We start from the raw sequence: 25048 nt of genomic DNA on the forward strand, positions 1-25048 counted from the left end.
ATTTTAAAATTTAAAATAATCCTTGAATATCATTTTTTTTTCCTGATCCTTGACGCCAAATTCCTACCTCCGCAACAACGACCTTTATGATAAAAAAACTCCTCATCTTGCTAATCTGTATAATTCCGTTTCATGCGTTATGCCAGGATAATTTAAAGCTTTGGTACAAAAAGCCGGCAAAAGTTTGGACGGATGCTTTGCCTATAGGTAATGGTCGCTTGGGTGCTATGGTGTTTGGAGGCGTTAAGCGCGAGCTTATTCAATTAAATGAAGCTACTTTGTGGACTGGTGGCCCTGTGCGTACAAATGTAAACCCCGATGCTTATGCTAATTTATTACTGGCCAGGGAAGCGCTTTTCAAAGAAGATGACTATGCAAAAGCCTATAATTACGCAAAGAAAATGCAGGGTTATTATTCAGAGTCATATTTGCCGCTGGGTGATCTTATCATTACCCAGGATTTAAAGGACACTATACCTTCATCGTATTACCGCGACCTCAATATCCGGGATGCTATTTCAACCACCCGTTATACAATTAACGGAACAACCTACACCAGGCAGGTAATCAGCTCTGCGCCCGACCAAGTGATTGTGATACACCTTACTGCAAGTAAGGCCGGTCAATTAAATTTTAAAGTTGGTGCTTCAAGTCTTTTAAAATACCATACAGTTGCGGTATCAGCCAATGAGATAGCTTTGAAAGGAAAAGCGCCCGCACATGCACAGCCGAACTACATTGACTCTGCCAACCCAATTACCTATGATGATAGCGCTGGCTGCAAGGGCATGCGCTTTGAGCTGCAGGTAAAAGCATTAAGTAAAGATGGGCGGATAAGTGCTGATACCAGTGGTATAACCGTGAAAAATGCTACCGATGTAACTATTTTTCTTTCGGCTGCAGCCAGTTTTAATGGTTTTGATAAGTGCCCTGTTTCTGAAGGAAAAGATGAAAATAAGATAGCAACGCAATACCTTAACAAAGCTTCAATAAAAAGTTGGCCGGCATTATTAACCCGGCACTATGCTGATTACCACCATTACTTTAACCGCCTATCGTTTAAACTTGCAACCCCGGCTGATAACACCAATGCCAAATTACCTACCGATGAGCGGCTAATATCATACACCAAAGGAGCGAAAGACCCGGAACTGGAAACGCTTTACTTTCAGTATGGCCGTTATCTGCTTATTTCAAGCTCGCGTACCAGTGGTGTGCCTGCCAATCTGCAAGGAATCTGGAATAAAGAATTGCGCCCGCCCTGGAGCTCAAACTATACCACCAATATAAATGTGCAAATGAATTACTGGCCTGCCGAAGTGGCCAATCTTTCAGAAATGCACATGCCATTTATTGATTTTATAAAAAATGTGGCCGTTACAGGTAAGATTACGGCTAAGGAGTTTTACCATGCAAAAGGCTGGGCATTGCATCATAACAGTGATATTTGGGCATTGTCAAACCCGGTTGGCGATAAAGGCAACGGCGACCCTACATGGGCTAACTGGACAATGGGATCGCCCTGGCTTTCGCAGCACTTGTGGTGGCATTACCAGTTTACAAAAGATAAAAAATATTTGAAAGAGGTGGCCTATCCGATAATGAAAAGCGCTGCTGAATTTTGTGAGGACTGGCTGGTTGAGGATAAAGACGGATACCTGGTAACGGCGCCATCAGTATCGCCGGAGAATGCTTTTTTTGATGACAAAGGCAAAAGGGCCAGTGTATCAATAGCCACAACAATGGATATGTCAATTATCCGTGACCTGTTTACAAATGTGATAGATGCCTCGAATGAGCTGGGGGAAGATAAAGTGTTCCGCGACACCATCATTGCTAAAAAGGCTAAATTATACCCTTTCCATATTGGTAAAAAAGGTAACCTGCAGGAGTGGTATAAGGATTGGGAAGACCCTGAGCCGCATCACCGCCATGTATCACACTTATTCGGCCTTTTCCCCGGCAACCAGATCTCGCCCGTAAATACGCCGGAGCTAACGGCTGCTGCAAAAAAGACGCTCGAATTGCGGGGTGATGAAGGCACCGGCTGGAGCCTTGCATGGAAAATTAATTTTTGGGCAAGGTTGCTTGACGGAAACCACAGCTATAAAATGTTAAAAGACCTGTTACGGGCAACCAATGTAGCCGGAACAAATTACTCGGGTGGTGGTGGCTCATATATTAACCTGTTTGATGCTCACCCGCCTTTTCAGATAGACGGGAACTTTGGAGGCGTATCCGGCATGGCCGAAATGCTTTTACAAAGTCAGAACAATGAAATCCAATTATTGCCTGCTCTTCCTGATGCCTGGGCCACCGGGGAAATTTCCGGCTTAAAAGCCAGAGGTAATTTTGAGGTGAGCATGAACTGGAAAAACAAAAAAATAACAACCGCATCCATTTTGGCTGTAGTTGGCGGCAAATGCGTTATCCGGAGCAACGAACCTTTGAAAATTACAGGTATGCGGGTAATCTCCAAAAAAACCACTAACGGTTATGTGACAAGCTTTAACACAAAAAAGGGATTGAAATATAATATCACCGGCGCAAAAAGTTAATAACACAACGCTATGTCTTGCCGCTGAATTTAATGCCATATATGTTCCATTACAGGATAGTTTCAATAAAGCGGCAGAAAAGAATCCGCCTGTAGAATATTGGCTGTGGGATGGGATTCATCCAATGCCAACGGGCATGAATTATTTGCCTGGGAGTGGATAAAGCACGTAAGTAAAAAACTGAAGTTTATCAGGTGATATTTTAACCAATGATATTTATAAATGCATAAGCGCACTGTTTAACAACAAAATTTTGCCTTTAGTAAACATTTGTATTATACATATTATCAATGTTGTTATTTGTTTTTAAAAAACGGCAGTAGTTTTAGCCTCTGGGTAAAGCAGAAATTTAAAAATGCACAGCTTGTAAATATGAATAGGATACAAATGAAAAGACATTCAACTAAAACACTACTTTTAAAATTAGCCGCACTTTTAATAATTAGCCTGGCAGCCTCACATTCAACTAAAGCCTCGGTAATTTCTTACACTAAAAATGCGAATGGCGTTGTTTTTAAGCTGGACAAGGGTTTAATGGATATACGGGTTTGTAAAGCGGATATCATAGAAGTTAAGTACACTATTCTTGATGCCTTCCCTCAAAAAAACTCTTTGGTTGTGAATAATACATGGAAAGAGAAAGCCTCATTCACTATTTCAGAGCGCGGTGGACAAATCATTGTTTCCACATCAAAACTTAATATCACAATTAATAAAACCACGAATGCTATAACTTATAGCGACAAAAGTGGAGTAGTTATAACCTCAGAAGGTGTTGAAAACAAAAGCATGGAACCGGCAACCATAGCTGGGATCGCCACCTATAATTGCACTACTAAATTTAACTCACCGGCCGATGAAGCGCTTTTTGGCTTAGGCTGCCATCCTGAAGATTCGCTCTCTATCAACTACAAAGGGCGCAACCAGGAAATGCTAATAAAATACATGACGGGAGCAATTCCGGTTATGTTATCAAACAAAGGCTATGGTTTGTTATGGGACAATTATGCTGCATCAAATTTTTATGGTGCCGAGGCTGATAACACCCAATATAAATACATATCAGAAAGTGGTAAAATGGTAGACTATTACTTTTTTTACGGGCCTGATTTCGATCATATTATTGATCTGTACAGAACCGCCACAGGCAAGGCCCCAATGTATCCAAAATGGTCGTTCGGATTATTTCAATCGCAAGATAAGTACACCAGGCAAGGGGAGATCCTTGGTGTTAAAGATAATTATCGTAAAAACCATATCCCTGTTGATGCGATAGTGCAGGATTGGTACTGGTGGTCGCCGTTGCCAATCGGGTCTCATGTCATGAGCCCTGAAAGATACCCTGATCCGAAGGCAATGATAGATGAATTGCATAAAGCAAACATGCATGCCATGATCTCTATCTGGCCGGTATTTGGAAGCGGTACTAAAGATTTCGATGACTTAAAAAGCAAAGGCTTTTTAACCAGCATTACATGGGACAATTTTGTTACTCATACTTTTGATACTTATTACGATGCTCATAATCCTAAAGCAAGAGACAGGTACTGGGAGCAAGCCCGTGACAGCGTTGTAAAACGCTATGGCTGGGATGCATGGTGGGTTGACCAATGTGAACCTGACAATGGCAGCTTACTTGATGTGCGCCGTAAAGCTGACTTTTCTGTAGGTAAGGGGATAGATTATTTCAATACCTATTCATTGGAGCATTCTAAAGGGCTTTACAAAGGGTGGCGTAAGGATATTCCGGGCAAACGTGCTGTTTTGCTTATCCGTCAGTCATTTGCCGGCGAGCAACGTAATGCGGCTACATTATGGTCGTCTGATATCACCTGTACTTTCGCTTCCTTACGAAATCAAATCCCGCAGGGCATTAATGCCTGCGTATCCGGGATTCCTTACTGGACCTCAGATATCGGAGGCTATCTGTCAAGAGTAGATAAAGATGGTATTCCTGATTGGTCGCTTCCAAAATACCGTGAGCTGTTTACGCGCTGGTTCCAGTTCGGAACATTTAGCCCGATAATGCGCATCCATGGTAAAGGTGAAAGGGCTTTATTTTCAAAAAACTGGGATGATAAAACCAAAGCCATCCTGCTAAATTATGATAAGCTGCGGTATCGTTTGCTGCCATATACCTACTCGCTGGCCGCTAAGGTTACCAACGAAAATTATACCATAATGCGTTCCCTTGCCTTTGATTTCAGAAACGATAAAAACGTTTATAACATTCCTGATCAGTACATGTTTGGTCCCGCTTTTTTGGTTAACCCGGTAACTCAGCAATTTTACTCAAGCAATAATGCAAGTGCTCAAACAAAAACCAGAAAAGTGTATTTGCCAAAAGGAAACAAGTGGTTTAATTTTTGGACAGGTGAAATGCTAAATGGCGGCCAAACCATTGATGCTGATGCGCCAATAGAAACCATGCCGCTTTATGTTAAAGCAGGTTCTGTAGTGCCTATGGGGCCAAATGTTGAATATGCTACCGAAAAACCGGCCGGTGCAATTGAGCTGCGGATTTACCCCGGTGCTAACGGAGAGTTTAAGTTTTATGAAGATGAGAACGATAACTATAATTACGAAAAAGGTAATTCATCAACGTTCAGTTTTAAATGGAATGATAAAACGCGTCAGTTAACCATCACTGACCGTAAAGGTAGTTTTCCGGGTATGGTAAAAAAGCATACTTTCAATATCGTTTTGGTAAAAGAAGGGCATGGCGAAAATATCGGGATCAGTAATAAAGCAGATAAAAGTATTAGCTATATTGGCAAGGCAATGATTGTTAAGTTATAGCAAATTGAAGTTTATGAGCGTCATTAAAAATCATATAATAAAATCTATAATAATTGTCCTGGTTTTTAATTTTTCGCAAATAGCATACGCTCAAAAAGAACTTATCAATAATCCAATAGTTAAAGGCTATTATGCTGATCCTGCAATAATAAAAGATAAGGGTACTTTCTATATCTATGCTACAATTGATCCCTGGGGCGGCAATGAACTGGGCGTTCTGGTAACCAGGGACTTTATAAATTTTGAAACCAAACATATCAACTGGCCAACAAAAGAAGCCTGCACAAGTGCAACTTCCAATGGATCTATGGTATGGGCGCCATCTGTAAGAAAGGCAGCAAACGGCAAATTTTATATGTATGTTGCAGTAGGCAGTGAGGTTTGGGTGGGAGTAAGTGACAAACCACTTGGTCCATGGAAAAATGCAAAGGCCGATAATACCCCTTTAGTGGCAGGGAACAAATACCCGGGAGTTCATAATATCGATCCGGATTGTTTTATTGATCAGGATGGACAGGCTTATCTATATTGGGGGTCGGGTTTTAACTGGGTGAACGGGCATTGCATGGCGGTGAAGTTGAAAAAAGACATGGTAACATTTGATGGGGAACCTGCAGATATTACCCCGCCCCATTATTTCGAAGCACCACATATGGTTAAGCGAAACAGCTTATATTATTTAATGTACTCATACGGCAAGGCAATAGATGCTACTTATCAAATCAGGTATTCGGTAAGCAAAACCCCTTTTGGCCCATGGACCGAAGGAAAAAATGATCCAATACTTTCAAGCAGTTCAGATAGCACAACCGTAGGGCCTGGCCACCATAGCGTTTTTAAAAAAAATGGACAATACTACATTTTGTACCATCGCATCCATCCGCAAAAAAAAGAATATGTATTGCGAGAGCTATGCCTGGATAGTTTGAACTTTGACCCGCAAGGGAATATTTTAAAAGTTAAACCAACAGGCATAAAAAGCTTTTAATGGAATAAACAATGTGAGTTTGATTTTATTGTTTAGATGCCAGGCCACGCTCAACACCTCACAAATATAATAGTGCCTTTAGTGCAAATCTTCTTCGTTTTAACTGGGATTTAATTCCCGATATCCGGTTCAACATAAATTAACCAGCTTCGCCGCAGAACGATAACCTATAATATCAACATAGCCATACTATTATTTACTATGCCAATAATGATAAATTAAGTTATGATTATTATAGCATTTAGTAATGAAATTTTGATAAAAATTCATGTAATTAATTGATTATCAGTCATATTAAATCTGATTAACATTTGTGCTATAATCGTTATCAATAGTGTTATCCCTTTTATCCTATCCTGTATAAATTTATAAAATAACCAATTATATAAATGCGGGCTACTATTTGAAGTAGGCGAGGATTAGAAATCCACATAGTTAAAATTTGTCATACCTATGGTTTTCGATTTAAATAAACTCGTAAGCCTGCAGCATTATAATACGGTGATAACCAACCTTTATAATTAAAATTTAATCTTAAATGAACCAAAATGAAGAAAGATTTACTGTTTTACAAACTCAATAGTTGCAAAAAGGCGCTCCTCGTTTTTTTGCTGACTTTATTTACCTGTTATGCAGTCGTTGCCCAAACACGGCAGATTACAGGTAGTGTAACCACGGCAGATGGCCTCGCCATCCCGGGCGCAAGTGTTAAGGTTAAAGGAACGTCAATCGGTGTGGTTACTGATGTTAATGGTTCCTTTAAATTATCAGTTCCGGATAACTCAACGCTGGTTTTTAGTTTCGTCGGTTATTTATCCCAGGAGATTCCGGTAGGCAGCGGTAGTGTTTACAATGTTAAGTTGGCAGCTACTGTAAGCAATTTAAATGAGGTGGTAGTAGTATCAGTAGGTTACGGTACAACCAAGCGTAAGGATCTGACAGGTTCTATCAGTTCAGTTAATGCTGAAACTATCGCGAAAATACCCGTTACGTCGTTAGATCAGGCTTTACAGGGCCGTGCTGCAGGCGTGCAGGTTACCAATAATGACGGTGCTCCGGGCAATAGCGTTAGCGTAGTAATCCGCGGTGTTGGCAGCCTCGCCAATAATGACCCTTTATACGTTGTTGATGGTTACCCGATATCTGGCGGGCTTAATAATATCAACCCTAATGACATTGCTACCATTGATGTATTGAAAGATGCATCAGCCACTGCTATTTATGGTGTAAGGGCGGCAAATGGTGTAGTGATCGTTACTACCAAAAAAGGCCGGAAAAACGGCGTGCAGGTTTCTCTTGATGCATATGCATCATTACAAACTAAACCGAAGCAATATAAGGTACTTAATGCTAATCAATGGGCCACACTGGCTAACGAAGACCATGCAGTAGAAGGCGGTTTTAATGAATTGCCCGAGTGGAGCGATCCGGCATCACTTACTAATGTTGATTGGCAGAATGCGGTTTATCGCAATGGGTTAAAACAAAATTATAACCTGGCTATCCGTGGAGGGAATGATAAAGTTCAGACAGCATTTTCAGCCGGCTATTATAACCAAAAGGGTATAGTTTTGGGTTCATATTTTAAAAGGCTTAACCTGGGTATGAATGTAGATTACAGCATTAATAGTTGGCTTAAGTCTTCATCAAGTGCTAAATATTCACGGCAGGATCAAAATAACCCGTATGGAACAGGTTCATTACAGCAGTTGACGGAACTGATCCCTACTATCACAGGTAATAAATTTACCAATCAAATTAAAGATGCTAATGGTAATTATGGCTTTTATAACCCCGTAAACATATATACCAAAAGCTGGGGTAACCCGGTTTATAATATCGAAACTAATGATTACAAAAACTTAAATAATTACTTTTTGGCAAACTCTTCACTGGAAGCCACTATTATTGACGGCCTTAAAATTAAGACCAACGCAGGTGTAAACACCAGCGATTTTTCAGGTTATTATTTTCAGCCTCAGGATAATCGTTCAAATGATCAATATGGTCTGGGCGGGGCAAATCAGCTGAGTGTTTATTCTCAAAGTGCCAATAATACCTTTGAATGGTTGTGGGAAAACACCATATCATACAACAAAACTTTTGGCAAACACAATATAGATTTTGTAGGTGGTGTTTCTGAGCAGGAAAACACCTTCAGGCAGGTAGGCGGCAGCGGAAATAATTTGCCTAATAATGCTATCAGAGATTTAGGCCAGGTTCAAAACCTTACCGCCTTTGGTAACCAGCAAACCTATTCACTTGCATCACAATTTGCAAGGTTAAGCTATAAGTTTAATGATAGGTATCTTATAACCGGTACTGTAAGAAGGGACGGATCTTCAAAGTTTGATAAGGGCCATCAATATGGCGTATTTCCATCGGGTGCTATAGCCTGGAAAGCCAAGGAAGAATCATTCTTAAAAAGCGTCGATTGGATTTCTGATCTAAAGTTCAGAGGTAGTTACGGTGAGGTAGGTAACCAGGGTTCAATTGGTCTGTTTCAATATGCAGCGCTCTATACATCAGGCGGTCCGGCCAGCTCGGGCAATAACGTAGGTTATGCATTTAATAAGATTTATCAGCCGGGAATTGCCCTTACTCAATTGGAGAACCCAAACCTGAAATGGGAAACTGACAAACAAACCGATATAGGCATGGACATAGCCTTTTTACATGGCGATCTTACGTTTACGGTTGATTATTATAACAAAAAATCTAAAGATTTCTTGTTAACTCTTCCTACAGCTACTCAAACAGGATTTGCCTATGCAACTCAAAATGTTGGCAGCATTGATAATAAAGGTTTTGAATTTGCCTTAAATTATAACCATAGCGCAAAGGATTTTAGATATGGTGCAGGCTTGTCTGTTACAACTGTTACTAATAAGCTTTTGAGCATCAACAAAAACACCAGTTTTATAAATAACCTTGTTACATTGGGCGGTTTAACAGCTGATGGCTGGAGCACCTTTAGTGAAACAAATATAGGGCAGCCTGTTGGCGAATTTTTCGGATATAAATCTCTTGGCATTTTCCAGTCGCAGGGCCAGATTGATGCATTAAATGCAAAGGCAGCAGCTCAGCATCCAAGCACCCCTTATTATCAGAAAGCAACAACTCAGCCGGGTGATCGTTATTACGAAGACACAAATGGCGATGGCCAGATAACCCCGTCTGACAGGACAAGTTTGGGTAGCCCCATCCCCAAATTTTATGGTGGTTTAAACCTGGACCTATCTTACAAGGCATTTGATTTTAACGCATATTTCTACGGTACTTATGGCAATAAAATATTTAACTACCAGCAAAGAAACCTTGAAAGTTTCCAGGCTCCGGGTTTTGTTGGAGTTGAAAACGTGGGGTTAGATTATTACCTGAACCATTGGACACCCGCTAACCCTTCAAACCGTTATGCACGGGTTACATACAATGATGATGTTAGTGGTAATAACGTTGCATCAAGTCAGTATGTTGAAAATGGCAGTTACCTGCGATTAAGAAATATAACACTAGGGTATGCTTTACCGGCAGACCTGGTGAAAAAAATTGCGGTAACAAAAATAAGGTTATACTTTTCTGCGCAAAACCTGTTCACTATTACAAAATACGGCGGTCTTGATCCTGAAATTGGAAATGCAACAGGTACAAACCCGCAAACCGGTTCTTCCCAGGCAAGTGCAACCGCATCAGGTGTAGACGAAGGCACGTATCCTTCATCTAAATTTTACACACTGGGAATAAATGTAACGTTTTAATAAAGAGATAGATAAAACTTAAAGATATGAAACTAAATATAAAATATTCATTACTCGTCCTGATAGCGGCATTGATGGTCCCGCTGGCCTGTAAAAAGAACTTTCTGGATCAAACAAACACGCAGCAGACTACTGCAGATGCTTTTTTTAATAAAGCGGCTGATGGGGTAGCGCTGATAAATTCAATTTATGATACTTACCAGAACGCTGATTTGTTAAAGAAGTCGATTTGGTATTATGCCAATTTTCAATCGCACGATTTTTTTAACTGGGGGAATGACCGGTTTTATAATACCTATGCAATTCCAGCGGATTTTTCAGCGATCGAAACCTTTTGGACACGTGCTTATGTTGGTATAGCGCGCGCAAACTCAGCACTGCCAATTATTGCAGATATGAAAGCCAGGGGGGTACTTACTACAGATTTGGCAAACCGCCTGACCGGGGAAACTTATTTTTTACGCGGAATGACCTATTATTATCTTGGTGCAAGTTTTGGCGCGGTACCTTTAGAGCTAACAACCGGGGCTAACCTTGGTTTAAGGCCCAGGAATACGCAGGATGAGGTATTTAAACAGGTGATATCAGACATGAAAGCCGCCGCAAGCTTATTGCCATGGAAAGAAGGCCTGCCTGCCAGTGAATTGGGCCGGGCCACAAAGGGCGCGGCATATAGTTTTGAAGGCGCTGCTGAAATGTGGGTTAAGGATTATGCAGCAGCTTTAGCATCTTTTAACCAGATAAACGGAAAGTATACGTTGCTGCCAAATTTTATTGATGTTAACGAATATGATCATCAGAACAGTCCTGAATCTATATTTGAAGTTCAGTTTGACGTTGCAGGAACCCAGAGCTGGGGTGCAGGTAACGAAGTAGCCTGGATCTCTGATTTTAGCTGGCCCGAAGAAATATCAAACTTTGGCTATGATTATGCAAGCCCTGAATTATATACGTCTTACCAGGCCGGCGATAAGCGCAAACTGGCTACTGTTATTGGCCCCGGCGACCCCAATATAAGCCCCGGTATTATTGGCAGAGGTGGCATTGCGGGCTACCCATTGGTTAAAGCTGGTTTTGCTGCAGGTGATCCGCGTTATATAGGTGATGATGGAAAGATCATTAACACGTGTGGAACCAAAACCAAACCTTGGTTGGGATCAGACAATACACAATTGCGCACAGGTTATTACTGTGAAAAAATGTGGCGCGACCCAACGCTTGATGCAAATTCAGGCAATTCAACAATTTTTGGTGCACAGAACCAGATCTTGTTACGTTATGCAGAAATCCTGTTAAGTAAAGCTGAATGCCAGATAAGGACAGGAGATGTTGCCGGAGGATTGGCATCGTTGAAGTTAGTTAGAGACCGTGCATGGGGTGGGGTAGCACCAGCTGTTATGGTTGATGGCGATAAAACCACCCCTATAACTGACCCACTGCCGATGGTATATAGCGAGTACAGGCACGAACTTTCGGGTGAGTACTCTACTTTTTACGACTTAAGGCGAGCTGGAGTTGCTATTGATTTTGTTAAGGCTACTTATGGTGTAACAATACCTGCCGGTCGCGATCTGTATCCTATTCCACAGATTGAGCGGGGCCTTAATCCAAACTTAACGCAAAACCCGGCTTATGGCAATTAATTTATAATAGTGTAGAAAATGCCCCCTGACTTTAGTTTTGGGGGCATTTTAATTTTGTGCCCATTGCGCGCACATATATTATACAGAAAATACGCTTTTTTAACTATTTTAAATAGTAAGATCCGCTTCATTCATACGGTAATATTTGATTGCGGCTTCGTTGATAGTTACTTTCGTAACTTAGCGCTCCGGGTGAGATTCCGGAGCGTTTTTTATTTTATGGCAACAAATTCAAATGGTTGTTATGCTGTTTTTACTTTATAGAACTTGTAGCCAAAAAAGAAAATAACCAAGTAACAAATTATAGGTAAGTAATAGGCTTTAGCTACATCATGATTAGCTATTTGCCCCATCAATATTGGGAATACCGCGCCGCCTACTACCCCCATGGCTATAAAGGACGAAGCTTGCTGTGTATGACTGCCCAGGTTTTTGATTCCCAAACTGAAAATAGTAGGAAACATAATGCTGAAAAAGAAGTTGATCATGAGCAGGGCGATGTACGATGCCCAGCCTAAGCTTTGTGCTACTATTAAACACATTAAAATACTGCCGCATGCAAATGCTGCCAGCAATTTATTTGGCGCAATATAGGTCATTAACGAAGTACCTACAATACGGCCTAAGGCCATCATCCCCATAAAAACAATCATAAAGTACCCGGCCTTTTCATTGCTGAAATGCATAATATCAACACCATAGTTAATGAAATACGCCCAAGTGCCCGCCTGTGCCGCCACATTAAAAAACTGCGCTGCTACCGCCCATACAAAATGTGAATGCTGGTATAGTTTTTTTGACGGTGCCGCATCTACATTAACAGCATCCAAATCTGTTGCAGAGGCTTCGATATGCGGGTCTGTTAAAGCGGGGATTTTTAAAAACATAAAGGCAACCGCTATGAGGATAATTACGCAGCCGATGGCTACATATAGCGTTTTTACGGAGGTAAGGTCGGTTGAGCGCACGGTATCAGAACTCAGCAGGAAATAGGATCCAATAGCGGGACCAATCATAGTACCCACGGCATTAAAGGTTTGTGCAAAATTTACCCGCTGGTCGCTTCGGCGCTGATCACCTAATGCGGCCGCAAAGGGATGCGCTACAGTTTCTAATGTAGCCATGCCACAACCCATAATAAACAAGGCTATCCTGAAAAAAGTGAATGAGGCCGCGTTGGCAGCAGGTACAAACAAGAATAAACCCGAGGCAAATAAAATCAACCCCAGAATTACACCCGGTTTATAACCAAACTTCTTTAAGAAATAACCCGCAGGGATACTCATAATAAAATAAGCCCCGAAAACGGAGAACTGGATTAAGCCTGATTGAGATTTGGAGAGATTGAGCACATTTTGAAAATGCTTATTCAGCACATCGCTCATGGAGTGCAGTAATCCCCACATCAAAAACAGGGAGGTTACAAAAATGAAGGTTATAACGAATTTCTTCTCGGTAAAGGCTGCTTTTTGCTGCATGATAGATTTTTATAATGGTGCGGTGAATTTAAGCGAAATATTATTTAAAAACAGGGATGGGATAAGTTTTCTTTCAAATCAAACGCTTCCTGTTGGTTTGAATACGCCCGTTAAAGTGCCTGCGCCAAATCAGCGCTAACCCATTCGTGGTATGACAATTAAAATCGAGAAAATAAAAAGCCGCCCCATATTATTTATGAGGCGGCCTGGAAAAAACAAATTATTAAATTATTATGGATTTTGGGTAAGTTTTGGATTTATGGCTATTTCTGTTTGCGGAATATAAAACACAACCCTTGGATCAGCAGGTAAAATAGTTTGCATAATATTTGTTGTTGGCACATTGTTCAATGAATGTGTACCAGGATAATTTCTTATCAAAGGCAAATTATTCCTGTACAGATCATACGACCGCTGCCCTTCAAAGGCAAACTCTAACCTGCGTTCTTCGAGCACTGCACCAAGTACATTTCCAGTACCTACACCAGAAAGGGTAAGGGTTGGAATGCCGGCACGGGTGCGGATAACGTTAACATCATCCAATGCCAGCTGGCTGTTTCCAAGCTTTGCATTAGCTTCAGCCCTGTTCAGATACATTTCTGCAAGGCGCAGGTAAACCGGCGAACTTAGTGTTACTATCCCTTCCTGGAAGCTGTACTTGGTAATATAGTACATTGGGGTATTGGGTGTAAGCTTTTTATTCATTTGTAAAATGCCGTTAATGGTATAAGGGGCTATAAAACTGTGACGAAGATCTGCCGGATTTTTATCAAGATCCGCTACATAGGCTTGCGAAGCATAGATCTCTGCCCAGCCGGTATTTCCTTGTCCGCCCGGAGTGGTTAATGAGCTGGTTCCATCAGGACCAAGGCCGCTGTAATACATTGAACCAATGGCGGCAAAGCCCTGGTCTTGTGTTTTCGTATGCCTGATACAGAATATAGTTTCGGTATTATTCTCAGGTACGCTGCTAAAATAGTTTTGGTATGCGCTTCCCTGTAATAAAGTATAACGGCCTGAATTAATCACCAGGCCGGCATATTTAATAGCATTTGCATTATCATTCATGTACAAATAAACACGTGATAACAGCGCGTAAGCAACCTCTTTTGATGCAAAAATATTGCTTTTAGGATTGGTGTTTGCCGGAAGGGTCATCAGGTCGGCTGCTTTTAAAAGATCAGCAATAACAGCGGCATATACATCTTTTACCGAGCTTCTGGCCGGCGAGGTATCTGTACTATTTTCAGTCAGTAACGGAACACCCGGATTGCTGCCGTCGCCCTGGGGATATGGCCTGCCAAAAATCCGAACTAAATTAAAATCAACCATTGCCCTGATATATAAGTTTTCACCTTTTAACAGCTTCAGATCAGAAGTTGAGTTATCGGATATGGCTCCTATAATTCTATTGGCAGCATAGATCAGGTGATAACCTTTTGTCCAGAAAGCAGTAGCGTGAGCACCTGTAGGAATTTGTGTAACATACCTGTAGCACCTGGAAAGATCATCAGATGAAGGCTGTCCCTGTGCAACATCATCACTTGGGTACTCCATCAGGAAATGCCCGCTCCTGGTATAACTAGGATCTCTTAATTCAGAATAATTCCCTATTGTGGAAGTATAAATATCTGCAGGATTAGTTAATGCCGACTGTTCATCAATTGCTGTAGAAGGCTCAACTTTTTTACATGAACCAAACAGTGTGGTCATAATGCCTATCGTAATTAATATTTTTATATATTTTATATTTTTCATGGCTCTTTAATTAAAATCCAACATTTATACCAAATAATATCTTCCTGCTTATAGGGTATTTAAAACTTGATAACCCTTCAGCTCCACGATTACCAACAACAGGACTGAGATCAACCTCGGGGTCAACCCCTGAGAACTTTGTGAACGTTACCAAATTATCGCCGCTTACAAAGATCCTGGCACTTCTGATTTTTAAACTGCTGATCCAGTTTGTTGGTAATTGGTATCCCAATGTTACATTACGCAGGCGCAGGTAGCTGCCGTTTTCAAGATAGCGCGATGACTGCTGGTTTGAATTATTATTACCTCCCTGTACCGCTTTAGGTTCAGTAGCTATATCACCTGGTTTTTGCCAGCGTGTCCATCCGCTTGGGGCAACCATGGCATTGTAGCTGTCATACAACCCATCATTATCAAAATATACCCGGCTATCATTGTATACTTTGTTTCCGTAAACAAAATTAAAGAATGTACTTAAAGAGAATCCTTTATAGGCGAAGGTATTGGTTATCCCACCTGTAAATTTTGGCGAGGCAGAAGTTCCGGTAAATTGTTTGGTTGCATTGGCGTATGAATTTGTTAATTGTTTAGTAACCTTGCCATTGGCGTCAGTAACTAATTGCTCCCATTGGGGGTCGCCGTTTGCAGGGTTAACACCGGCCCATATAGGCATATACCAGTCATTCATATCATGCCCGACCGCAATTGGCAGTGGCCCGGCGGGGTTAACCTCGGATTTACCTGCGTTAAGCGAAGTTACTTTATTACGATTGAAGGCTATGTTAAAATTGGTTTCCCATTTAAATTCGCCCACCAGGTTTTTTGAGGTTACGTTGATCTCGAGCCCCCTGTTACGAACTGAGCCTAAGTTTTCAAATTCGTAATCATAGCCCGAGGTTGCCGGCAGCGGAACCTGGAATAATAATGCGCTGGATGTTTTCTGATAAACATCAAGGCTTACATTAATTCGGTTAAATAAACCAAAGTCGAGCCCGATGTTGGCTGTCTTTATTTTTTCCCAGGTTAAATTCGGATTGGCCTTTTGGTTAGGATAAGCTCCCGGTATGCCGCCGTAATTGGCAGACTGATCAATGGAGTATAAACCTAATGCCTGGTAATTACCAATTTCGGCGTTACCCGTTGTACCATAGCTGGCGCGTAATTTTAAAAAGCTAACGGGCTTAATATTATCCATGAAAGATTCTTTGGTTAAGATCCATGAAGTACCAGCCTGAAAAAAGTTACCACTCGGGTTATTGCTCCCGAAACGTGATGAATACTCATGCACGTATGAACCTACAAGAAAGTATTTACCGGCATAGTTATAATCGGCCTGGCCCAGGTATTTTCTAAAATTATAATCATTGGTACTTCCGCTTGGAGCACTTATAATATCAGTTGCTGTTGACATAACCGGGCGCCCTGGAGGCAGGCCTTTACCGTTTAGCAATGCATTGTCAGAATGATAGGTCTGACCTTCGCCTACAGCCAACAGGCTTAAATTATGCTGGCCGAAGCTATTATCATACTTTAACCTGTTTGAAGTTAACAGCGTGCTGTTGTAATCGTCCTGGTTGTATAGCTCACCTGAATTTGCGCCCCCCGATTTGGTACGGGCATCATAATAGGTTATATACTTATCATTATATAACGTTATCCTGTTATAAGTAGCAAAGCTTAAATGTTTGGTTATGTTATAATCAAGGTTTAAGTCGCCGTTGTTGCTAAGGCTTCTGCTATTCGAAAAATTATACTGCAATCCCTGCAAAGGGTTTTCCTTGTCGCGACCCTGCCATCCGGGATAGGTACGGCCATCAGTTGGGGTGCCGTCTGCATTAAATGCCGGGTCGTAAGGCAGGTTTAAATAAGCATCGTAAAGTAAATTATCAGTCGGATAAGTTTGCTGGGTATATATGGTATTCAATAATACGCTAAGCTTTAACTTATCATTTAATTTAGTAGTAATATTTGTGCGGAAGTTATAATTTCTGTTACCATTATCAATTAAAGTTCCCTGCTCATTATAGTAGTTGCCAGAAATATAATACTGTGTTTTATCAGTACCCCCTGATACAGATAAAGTATGATTTTGTGTAACACCTGTTCTGAATGCCAGGTTGAACCAGTTTGTATTGTTCTTTAATACAGACGGATCAGGATTTATAAAAGTTTTTTGATAATCATACAATTGCTGTGAGTCCATCAGGTGAAAATTACCGGTGGTTTTTGTATTAAAGCCAACAACAGAGCTTACATCGATTTTTGTTTGACCGGCTTTGCCCATTTTGGTGGTTATGATAATAACGCCGTTAGCAGCCCTTGAGCCATACAGGCCTGTTGCAGCGGCGTCCTTTAAAACCGTTACCGACTCTACATCTGAAGCATTATAAGTGCCGCCAATGTTACCATCAACAACAATTAAGGGGCTGGTACTGGCATTGATACTGCTGGCTCCGCGGATAAGGATGCTTGAGGTTGATGTAGGATCGCCGGATGCCGAGGAAACTACCACGCCCGGGGCCTTGCCTTGCAGCAGGCTTACCACATCATTAGAAGTTACATCCCGCAGTTTATCACCACTGATAACTGATACCGAACTGGATAATTGCGATAATTGTTTAGAACTATAGCCTACAACCACAACTTCGTTTAAAGTTTTTGATGCCGTTGATAATACCACTTCTAAACTGGTTTTACCACTAATGCTAACATCTTTTGTAGTGTAACCAATAAACGAAAATGTTAAAACGCCATTGGTTGGCGCACTAATGCTAAATTTACCGTCAACTGAAGTACTTACGGCATTGGTGGTACCTTTTATAGTAACAGTAACCGCGGGCATTGGCTGCCCATCTGTTTCCTTCACAACACCTGTAACCCTTACCTGGGCTAAAGCCATTATTGAGAACATTAACAACAAGCTGGTTAAAAACACTTGTCTTTTGTAAAATTTGTTCATAGTGTATAAATTTGGTTGATTAAAAGAGGTGAAATAACATAAATCAGCACCTGCTAATTCGATCTCAAGTTAAGAAGGTGTTAAAGCAATGCCTAATTATTAGGGCCTTTAACTCAACGCAAACGTTTGTTTTGGATTTGCGTAAAAATTGATAGTTTGTAATGTAAATACTTGATAACAAGTGTATCATTATTTTAAAACAAGGAAGTTGAAATTGATTTGGATTGATGCCTGAATAAATATTACGCAAACGTTTGCTTATAAGTTAAAAAGGCATTGCAAAGGAATTTATAAGGATAGAAAAGGAGGGTTAGTGTATTTTGTTGGATATTTTACCAAGCAAAAAAGCCACACTCAAGTAGTATACATGAGTTCAGACTGCTATCCATTACATTTATGCAGAAGTTTGTTGTGGCAATTAAATTGAAACAACCAGCGGTTTATTGGTTTGGACGTTTACAAACTTTAGCAGTGTTATAGAAATAGTTGTGCCTTGTTGTATAAAATCTGCGAAAATTTTTTGTCCCGTCCGTCATTACGGAAATGCCCGGTACCTTTTTTGAATCCATTTTTTCTAAACTGATTTTCTGTAATTGCAGCAAACCGTACTTTAATTCAAAAAGGTGCATCTGTTTGCTGCCGGTTTTCTTTTGTGAACAGGTACTCCAGCCCAACGCTGTGGTAAAAGGTGCTTTAGAGTTACAAACCAGGTTTTAAAAGGCTGCTATAAAGATAGCAGATAAATAAAAAAAATCCCGGAGGTGGGTAATCCTCCGGGTGTGTTACACAAGGTAACCTCAATCAATCTAAATCAACTCTCTTTGTAAATTATTAAAACCCGCTATCATCAAGCGCGAAAGTACTTTTACGTTCCTTCCATTTACCTTTTGTAAAATCAGGGAACTCCTGTACCGCGTTACCTTCTTTTATTGATTTTGAAGATAGTGGAAGTATCACGCTCATGGTCATAGAATCATAAACATCAATGGGCGTTTGTTTCTTTTGTTTAACCGATTCAATAAAGGCATTAAAAACAAACCAATCCATACCACCATGGCCAGCGCCTTCGGCAAACGTCTCGTATTTCTTCCATAGCGGGTGGTCATACTTTTCAAACCATTGCTGTGCCGGGTCCCAGCTTTCATTCTCTTTTGTTTGATGCTCGATATAAACACCTTTGGCAACATCCATCCAAAGCCCTTTAGTACCCTGCACCCTGAAACCTAATGAATATGGACGAGGTAAATGGGTATCGTGAGTTAGCATTACAGTTTCACCATTGGCGCAATTGATCATGGTTTGTACAATATCACCCTCTTTATAATTGATCTTTGCATTTTTATTGCCGGGTGCTTTTTCCTCTACGTAAGCAGCAAGGCCCCTTGCCTTTGAGCTGAATGATGACATGCTGGTAAAACGGTTTCCGCTGTTGATATTAACATAGTGCATGCACGGCCCCACGCCATGGGTTGGATACAGGTCGCCATCCATGTCAATATTAAACTGGGTGCGCCATTGTGCCTCGCTTGTTGCATCTGGTCCGAATGTAACGCCGTCAGGGCCATTAAATAAAACACCGCGCAGGTTATGCTGGTAGCCGCCTTCAACATGTAAAAGTTCGCCAAATAAACCCTGTCTCGACATATTTAAAGCAGCCATTACATCGCGGCGGTAGCAAACATTCTCTAAGGTCATGTAAGGGATGCCTGTTTTTTCAGATGTATGTACAATATCCCAATGTTCATCAACTGTTAAACCGGCTATTACCTCGCACCCCACATATTTACCGGCCTTCATAGCATCAATAGACTGGGGGTGGTGGAACTGCCATGGTGTGGCAATAATTACGGCATCAATATCTTTTCTGTCAAGTAATCCTTTATAAGCATCTAATCCGCCGGTGTATTCTTTTGCCGCAGGTTTGCCTTTTTTGGCAATATACTCGCGGCATCTTTTTAATGATCTTTCCTGGATATCGCAAATGGCTACAATCTCTACATCGTCACGTAATAAACCTTCTGATATATGGCTCATTCCACGGGCGCCTACACCTATGTAACCCAACCGTACTTTTCCGTTTGAGTTAGCGAAAAGACTGCCTGATGGTAAAATTGTAAATCCTGCTGCTGCTATTGCGCCTGCTTTGATAAATTCTCTTCTTTCCATATGTTAATAGTTATTTAGTTGTTAGCTGTTTTTTGGTTTTAATTTATGCCCGGCAATAGCATAATAGGCAATTACCAGGTAACAGGGTACCAGGATCCAGTAACCTTCGGTAGCGGCTATGCTTTTTATATGCCCGGCGGTAACCAGCCGGTCAACAATAAAACCGTACAATAAAGGAATAACCGCGCCACCCGCGATCCCCATGATCAGCAATGACGAGCCGATCTTAGTGAACTTGCCTAAGCCGTTTATGGCAAGCGGCCATAAGGCGGGCCACATTAATGCATTGGCAATACCCAGTAATGATACAAATAATACAGAGGCATAGCCTGAAGTAAAAATTGCCCCGAAAGAGCATACTATGCCAATAAACGCCGATACCTTCAAAGCCTTCTCCTGTGTAAAGTATTTGGGTATACATATAATGCCCACAATGTAACCGGCTATCATACAAAACAACGTGCAGGTGGTAAAATATTTAGCTACTGTTAAAGGAATGCCCTGGCTGGATGCGTAACTGATAACAGAGTCGCCGGCCATAACTTCAACACCCACATATACGAACAAGGCCAGCACGCCAACCAGTAAATGCGGAAATTGAAATATGCTGGTTTGCTGGCTCTCAGCCGGAGTAACAGTATCTTCATCTTCTTTAGCATCAACTTCGGGCAGGCTTGAGTAATAAACAGATACAGCCAGAAGCACCAGCACAATTAATATAACCACATAAGGTAAAATAACCCGGTGGCTAAGCATGTTAAGCTCAATTTCTTTTTGAGCCGTTGTCATGGTAAGCAATCGTGCTTTTATTCCATCCGCATCTGTTAATATAAGTGCCCCCAGTATAATTGGCGCTATAGCGCCTGCTATCTTATTAAAGATACCCATAATACTGATGCGCTTGGCTGCGCTTTCAATTGGCCCTAAAATAGTTATATAGGGGTTTGATGCCGTTTGAAGTATGGTAAGCCCTGTACCCAATACAAATAAGCCGGTTAAAAAAAGCGGGTACATCCGGGTTAAGGCAGCAGGGATAAAGATCAGTGCGCCGACTGCCATAATAAGCAGGCCGACCGCCATACCGTTTTTAAAACCTGTTTTGGCTAATACCCGCGATGCCGGTACACCCATAACCAGGTAGGCAATGTAAAAGGCAAACACCACCAGGTACGATTCAAAATTATTAAGCTGACAAGCAATCTTTAAATAAAGGATCAATACTGAATTTAGCCATGTAACAAAGCCAAAAACAAAAAACAATGCGCCAATTATGTAAATAGGGCTGATGCCTTTAGCGGGTTGGATACTTTCGGCAGTGGCTAGTAACGGAGTTTTATTCATCTTTTTAAAAGTTTAAATGTTTTTTAATTAATTTATAATGATGAATTTATGAATACTATCCGAAAAAATACTATCCCGGTGTAGTTAACCCTATGCAAACGTTTGATAATGAATGTCATTTATTTATTTATACCAAATTCAAAAATTGTTTTGCTTTTAAATACCTCGCCGTTCCTTAAAACCGTATTTGGAAAATGCCGTTGATTGGGCGAATCAGGATATTGCTGTGTTTCAAGGCAAAAGCCGCTTCTGCGGGTATATACAGCACCATCTTTGCCACTAGTGCCATCCAATGCGTTACCGGGATACAGATGAACAGCAGGTTCAGTAGTATACACCGTTAAAACCCGGCCGCTGCCTGCATCTGTTACCTGTGCTGCCAGTTTTAGCTCGTCAGAGTTTTCACTTTTAATTACCCAGCTATGGTCATACCCATCGCTTAAAAATAGTTGCTCGTTATCAGCATCAATATCTTTACCAATAGCTTTTGGGCTTTTAAAATCAAAAGGAGTCCCGTTTACCGGTGCAATTTCGCCACTCGGCACCTGGCTTTTATTTACAGGCAAATAACTGTTTAAGGGCATCATCAGCTCGTGGTTAAGTATGCTGCCGCTTGCATGCCCGGCCAGGTTAAAATACGTATGCTGTGTTAAATTAAGCAGGGTGGTTTTATCCGTCTTTGCAAAAAAATCAACAATCAGCTGGTTTTGGTCATTCAAAGTATAGGTTACCGTTACCAATAAATTTCCCGGGAAGCCCTCTTCACCGTCGGGGCTTAAATATTCCATTTTTACAGCGGGGAAACCATTGTTTATAAATGGATTTGATTTCCATACTTTTTTATTAAATCCAACTATCCCGCCATGATGGTGGTATCCGCCCGGCTTAACTGTTAACTGATGAAATTTTCCATCCAGCTCAACTAAACCACCTGCTATCCTGTTTGCATAACGGCCAACAATTGCACCTATATAATGGTTATCATTTATATAGCCTTGTAAATTATCATACCCAAAAGCAATGTCAACAAAATTACCATCCCTGTCTGGTGTTGTAATTGCTGTTACTGTTGCTCCAAAATTGGTGATATCAACCTTAATACCGCTTGCATTTTGCAAATGATACAGGTAAATATCCTGGTCATTTATATTGCCCCAATGTTGTAAAACGGGTTTAATTTTATCCATATTTTTCGTTCAATCGGCCGATTTCATTTTTTGAATTTAGAGATTATGATGCACGGAATAGTATTTTACATCACGCAAACGTTTGACTAATTTTTTTGTTACAATAGAAATGCCCACCTGCACAAACTGTACGCAAACGTTTGCTTAAACTCAAGGGTTAATAATATTAATCTTAAATTTACTCAATTCATAATCAAATACATTTGCAGATGCGATCAAAGCCAGCTACTATAAAGGAAATTGCACAGTTATTAAATATATCTGTATCAACAGTTTCCAGGGCATTGCATGATCATCCGAGCATTGGGCTAACTACCCGGCAAAAAGTAAAAAAATTGGCCGTTGAGCTCAATTATGAGCCCAACCAAACTGCTATTTTTTTACAACAGGGGCGCACGCTTACAATCGGCGTAATATTGCCTGAGCTTTCTGAATCGTTTTTTTCATCAGCCATAAGCGCAATAGAGGATAGCGCCTATAAAAGAAATTACACTGTTTTGCTTGCACAATCACATGATGATGAGCAAAAGGAAAAACAACTGGTCGAAAAAATGAAAAATCACCGGGTCGACGGGCTTTTGGTTTCTGTTAGTAAAAACACATCCTCCTATCAGCATTTCGAAAACCTGAAGCAATACAATATCCCTATTGTTTTCTTTGACCGGATCCCGGTTATGCAAAACATTCATTACGTGGCTTGCAATATGGAAATTGGCACCATTGAGGCGGTAAGTTACTTGTTAAAGAAAGGTCATCGGTCTATAGGTATGATCAATGGCCCCGGCACTTTATTTGCCAGCGGAGAAAGAAAGGAAGGCTATATTAAAGCAATGATAAAGAACCGGCTGAAATTTGATCCCTCGCTAATTGTATCATGTGATTTAACTGAGAGCGGAACCCGGAATGCATTAAACGAGTTGCTGGCCAGCAAAAGAAAACCTACGGCCATTGTAACATTTAATGATTATGTGGCACTATTTGCTATTAAGCATGCCCGCGATTTAAACTTAAAAATAAACCAGGACCTTGAATTTGTAAGCTATGCCAATTTACCCCTGATTAATTATATGAAAAATATCCCGGCAGCTTCAGTTGAGCAATTTCCATATCTGCAGGGCCAGAAAGCAGCCGATATATTACTTGACCTTCTTGCGCATAAACACCAGGGAGTTGCTGAACAGACTGCCTATTACAAAATTATTATAGAATCGCAGCTGGTAGAAAACCGCAGCACTGCAGATATTAAAAAATAAATAAAAACGAACAAACGTTTGCGCATTGTGGTAAGTTAGCTATTGAGTAAGTTTGAGCTTTACTAATACTTATAATGGATAATATCCTTAATTCTTTCGGCTTAAAGCCAAATAACTTTCAAACAGCATCTTTTGGTTCGGGTTTAATTAATCACACCTGGAAAGTTTCCGGAACAAATCATCAATACATATTACAACAAATTAATAAAAATGTATTTAAGGCACCACAGGATATTGCTAATAATTTGGTTGAATTAGAAAACTATCTGAAGCAAACTGCTCCTGAATATCTTTTTGCGGCACCCTTACCATCCATACACGGTAAGTACTTAGTTGAAGATGGAGGCAATTATTACCGGTTATCGCCATTCATTAAAAACTCGCATACTGTTGATTTTATTGAGCAAAGCAAACAAGCATATGAGGCGGCTAAACAATTCGGCAAATTCACCCGGCTGCTAAAGGGTTTTGATCTGAAAAAATTAAAATATACACTGCCTGATTTTCATAATTTAACGCTGCGGGTTGAACAATTTAAAACAGCCCTTGCTAATGCAGATAAAGAAAGATTAAAGAACGCCGCAGCTGAAATTTTGCAGGTTGAGGCCAATATTGATATTGCCCGGATCTATAAGCAATTGGTGAATGGGAAGAAGATCCCTATGAGGGTTATCCACCACGATACCAAGATCAATAATATACTATTTGATGATAACAATTGCGGCCTGTGCGTAATAGACCTCGACACTGTAATGCCGGGCTATTTTATTAGCGATGTTGGCGATATGATGCGTACCTATCTTTCGCCCGCTAATGAAGAAGAGCGGGATTTAAGTAAAGTGCAAATAAACGACGATTATTTTATTGCTGTATACAAAGGTTACATGGAGGAAATGGGAGGAACTTTAACTACTGCAGAAAAAGACCTGTTCATTTATTCGGGTAAGTTCATGATCTATATGCAGGCAATCCGTTTTTTAACCGACTTTTTGAATGGCGATATTTATTACCATACCCAATATGCCGGGCATAACCTGGTAAGGGCACAAAATCAATTAACTTTGCTTGAAAGATATCTTCAATCAGAAAACAAGTTTAATGAATATATTAAGCAGATGGAGAAAGCAGCCTTTAGCCCGATATAAAAAAATGTTCAAAAG

The 25048-nt window shown here is 40.7% G+C and carries 14 protein-coding genes; 8 read left to right on the forward strand and 6 right to left on the reverse strand.

Going from position 1 to position 25048, the window contains the following annotated elements; translation table 11 throughout:
* Positions 1-86: 86 nt before the first annotated feature.
* The 5 genes from JWQ54_RS10230 to JWQ54_RS10250 all read left to right on the forward strand — a co-directional run bounded on the left by JWQ54_RS10230 (position 87) and on the right by JWQ54_RS10250 (position 11746).
* A complete protein-coding gene (locus JWQ54_RS10230) occupies positions 87-2558 on the forward strand; it encodes a glycoside hydrolase family 95 protein (protein ID WP_299584042.1) in 2472 nt (823 codons plus the stop codon).
* 372 nt (positions 2559-2930) lie between these two features.
* Positions 2931-5357, forward strand: a complete 2427-nt coding sequence (locus JWQ54_RS10235) for a TIM-barrel domain-containing protein (protein ID WP_299584045.1) — start codon at positions 2931-2933, stop codon at positions 5355-5357.
* A gap of 13 nt (positions 5358-5370) precedes the next feature.
* Positions 5371-6345 carry a family 43 glycosylhydrolase gene (locus tag JWQ54_RS10240; RefSeq protein WP_299584048.1) on the forward strand — a complete coding sequence of 325 codons (975 nt, stop codon included), beginning with the start codon at positions 5371-5373 and terminating at the stop codon, positions 6343-6345.
* 548 nt (positions 6346-6893) lie between these two features.
* Positions 6894-10103 (forward strand): TonB-dependent receptor, encoded by a 3210-nt coding sequence (locus tag JWQ54_RS10245; RefSeq protein WP_299584050.1) that lies wholly within the window; start codon positions 6894-6896, stop codon positions 10101-10103.
* A gap of 26 nt (positions 10104-10129) precedes the next feature.
* The gene (locus JWQ54_RS10250) at positions 10130-11746 is read left to right on the forward strand and encodes a RagB/SusD family nutrient uptake outer membrane protein (protein WP_299584053.1); all 1617 of its coding nucleotides are present in this window, start codon (positions 10130-10132) and stop codon (positions 11744-11746) included.
* A 242-nt stretch (positions 11747-11988) separates the two neighbouring features.
* On the opposite strand, the gene fucP is transcribed toward JWQ54_RS10250, so the two are convergent.
* On the reverse strand, positions 11989-13224 hold the full coding sequence (fucP, locus tag JWQ54_RS10255; protein ID WP_299584055.1) for an L-fucose:H+ symporter permease: 1236 nt from the start codon (positions 13222-13224) through the stop codon (positions 11989-11991).
* Here fucP and JWQ54_RS10260 point away from each other — a divergent pair.
* Positions 13223-13363: a hypothetical protein gene (locus JWQ54_RS10260; protein ID WP_299584058.1), complete on the forward strand. Its 141-nt coding sequence runs from the start codon at positions 13223-13225 to the stop codon at positions 13361-13363. The genes fucP and JWQ54_RS10260 overlap by 2 nt on opposite strands.
* 92 nt (positions 13364-13455) lie before the next feature.
* Here the strand turns inward: JWQ54_RS10260 and JWQ54_RS10265 are convergent, their stop codons facing one another.
* From JWQ54_RS10265 to JWQ54_RS10285, 5 genes are all read right to left on the reverse strand, one after another.
* Positions 13456-14982, reverse strand: coding sequence for a RagB/SusD family nutrient uptake outer membrane protein (locus JWQ54_RS10265; protein WP_299584061.1), 1527 nt, complete (start codon positions 14980-14982; stop codon positions 13456-13458).
* 10 nt (positions 14983-14992) lie between these two features.
* Positions 14993-17941 (reverse strand): TonB-dependent receptor, encoded by a 2949-nt coding sequence (locus JWQ54_RS10270; RefSeq protein WP_299584064.1) that lies wholly within the window; start codon positions 17939-17941, stop codon positions 14993-14995.
* Positions 17942-18772: 831 nt separating this feature from the next.
* Entirely contained in the window at positions 18773-20107 is a 1335-nt protein-coding gene (locus JWQ54_RS10275) for a Gfo/Idh/MocA family oxidoreductase (RefSeq protein WP_299584067.1), read from the reverse strand.
* Positions 20108-20128: 21 nt separating this feature from the next.
* The gene (locus JWQ54_RS10280; RefSeq protein WP_299584070.1) at positions 20129-21448 is read right to left on the reverse strand and encodes a sugar MFS transporter; all 1320 of its coding nucleotides are present in this window, start codon (positions 21446-21448) and stop codon (positions 20129-20131) included.
* Positions 21449-21567: 119 nt separating this feature from the next.
* Complete coding sequence (locus tag JWQ54_RS10285) at positions 21568-22635, reverse strand: aldose epimerase family protein (RefSeq protein WP_299584073.1); 1068 nt, start codon at positions 22633-22635, stop codon at positions 21568-21570.
* Between the two features lie 209 nt (positions 22636-22844).
* On the opposite strand from JWQ54_RS10285, the gene JWQ54_RS10290 reads away from it, so the two are divergent.
* Together JWQ54_RS10290 and JWQ54_RS10295 are read left to right on the forward strand one after the other, a co-directional pair.
* Positions 22845-23888: a LacI family DNA-binding transcriptional regulator gene (locus tag JWQ54_RS10290; RefSeq protein WP_299584076.1), complete on the forward strand. Its 1044-nt coding sequence runs from the start codon at positions 22845-22847 to the stop codon at positions 23886-23888.
* Positions 23889-23962: 74 nt separating this feature from the next.
* A complete protein-coding gene (locus JWQ54_RS10295; RefSeq protein ID WP_299584078.1) occupies positions 23963-25033 on the forward strand; it encodes an aminoglycoside phosphotransferase family protein in 1071 nt (356 codons plus the stop codon).
* Positions 25034-25048 lie beyond the last annotated feature (15 nt).

The organism is Mucilaginibacter sp. (assembly GCF_028288225.1).
In the GTDB taxonomy this organism is placed as follows: Bacteria; Bacteroidota; Bacteroidia; order Sphingobacteriales; family Sphingobacteriaceae; genus Mucilaginibacter.

Coding starts and splice junctions, on each gene's coding strand:
- JWQ54_RS10230 (WP_299584042.1), top strand. CDS start 87: ATGATAAAAAAACTCCTCATCTTGCTAATCTGTATAATTCCGTTTCAT.
- JWQ54_RS10235 (WP_299584045.1), top strand. CDS start 2,931: ATGAATAGGATACAAATGAAAAGACATTCAACTAAAACACTACTTTTA.
- JWQ54_RS10240 (WP_299584048.1), top strand. CDS start 5,371: ATGAGCGTCATTAAAAATCATATAATAAAATCTATAATAATTGTCCTG.
- JWQ54_RS10245 (WP_299584050.1), top strand. CDS start 6,894: ATGAAGAAAGATTTACTGTTTTACAAACTCAATAGTTGCAAAAAGGCG.
- JWQ54_RS10250 (WP_299584053.1), top strand. CDS start 10,130: ATGAAACTAAATATAAAATATTCATTACTCGTCCTGATAGCGGCATTG.
- JWQ54_RS10260 (WP_299584058.1), top strand. CDS start 13,223: ATGATAGATTTTTATAATGGTGCGGTGAATTTAAGCGAAATATTATTT.
- fucP (WP_299584055.1), bottom strand. CDS start 13,224: ATGCAGCAAAAAGCAGCCTTTACCGAGAAGAAATTCGTTATAACCTTC.
- JWQ54_RS10265 (WP_299584061.1), bottom strand. CDS start 14,982: ATGAAAAATATAAAATATATAAAAATATTAATTACGATAGGCATTATG.
- JWQ54_RS10270 (WP_299584064.1), bottom strand. CDS start 17,941: ATGAACAAATTTTACAAAAGACAAGTGTTTTTAACCAGCTTGTTGTTA.
- JWQ54_RS10275 (WP_299584067.1), bottom strand. CDS start 20,107: ATGGAAAGAAGAGAATTTATCAAAGCAGGCGCAATAGCAGCAGCAGGA.
- JWQ54_RS10280 (WP_299584070.1), bottom strand. CDS start 21,448: ATGAATAAAACTCCGTTACTAGCCACTGCCGAAAGTATCCAACCCGCT.
- JWQ54_RS10285 (WP_299584073.1), bottom strand. CDS start 22,635: ATGGATAAAATTAAACCCGTTTTACAACATTGGGGCAATATAAATGAC.
- JWQ54_RS10290 (WP_299584076.1), top strand. CDS start 22,845: ATGCGATCAAAGCCAGCTACTATAAAGGAAATTGCACAGTTATTAAAT.
- JWQ54_RS10295 (WP_299584078.1), top strand. CDS start 23,963: ATGGATAATATCCTTAATTCTTTCGGCTTAAAGCCAAATAACTTTCAA.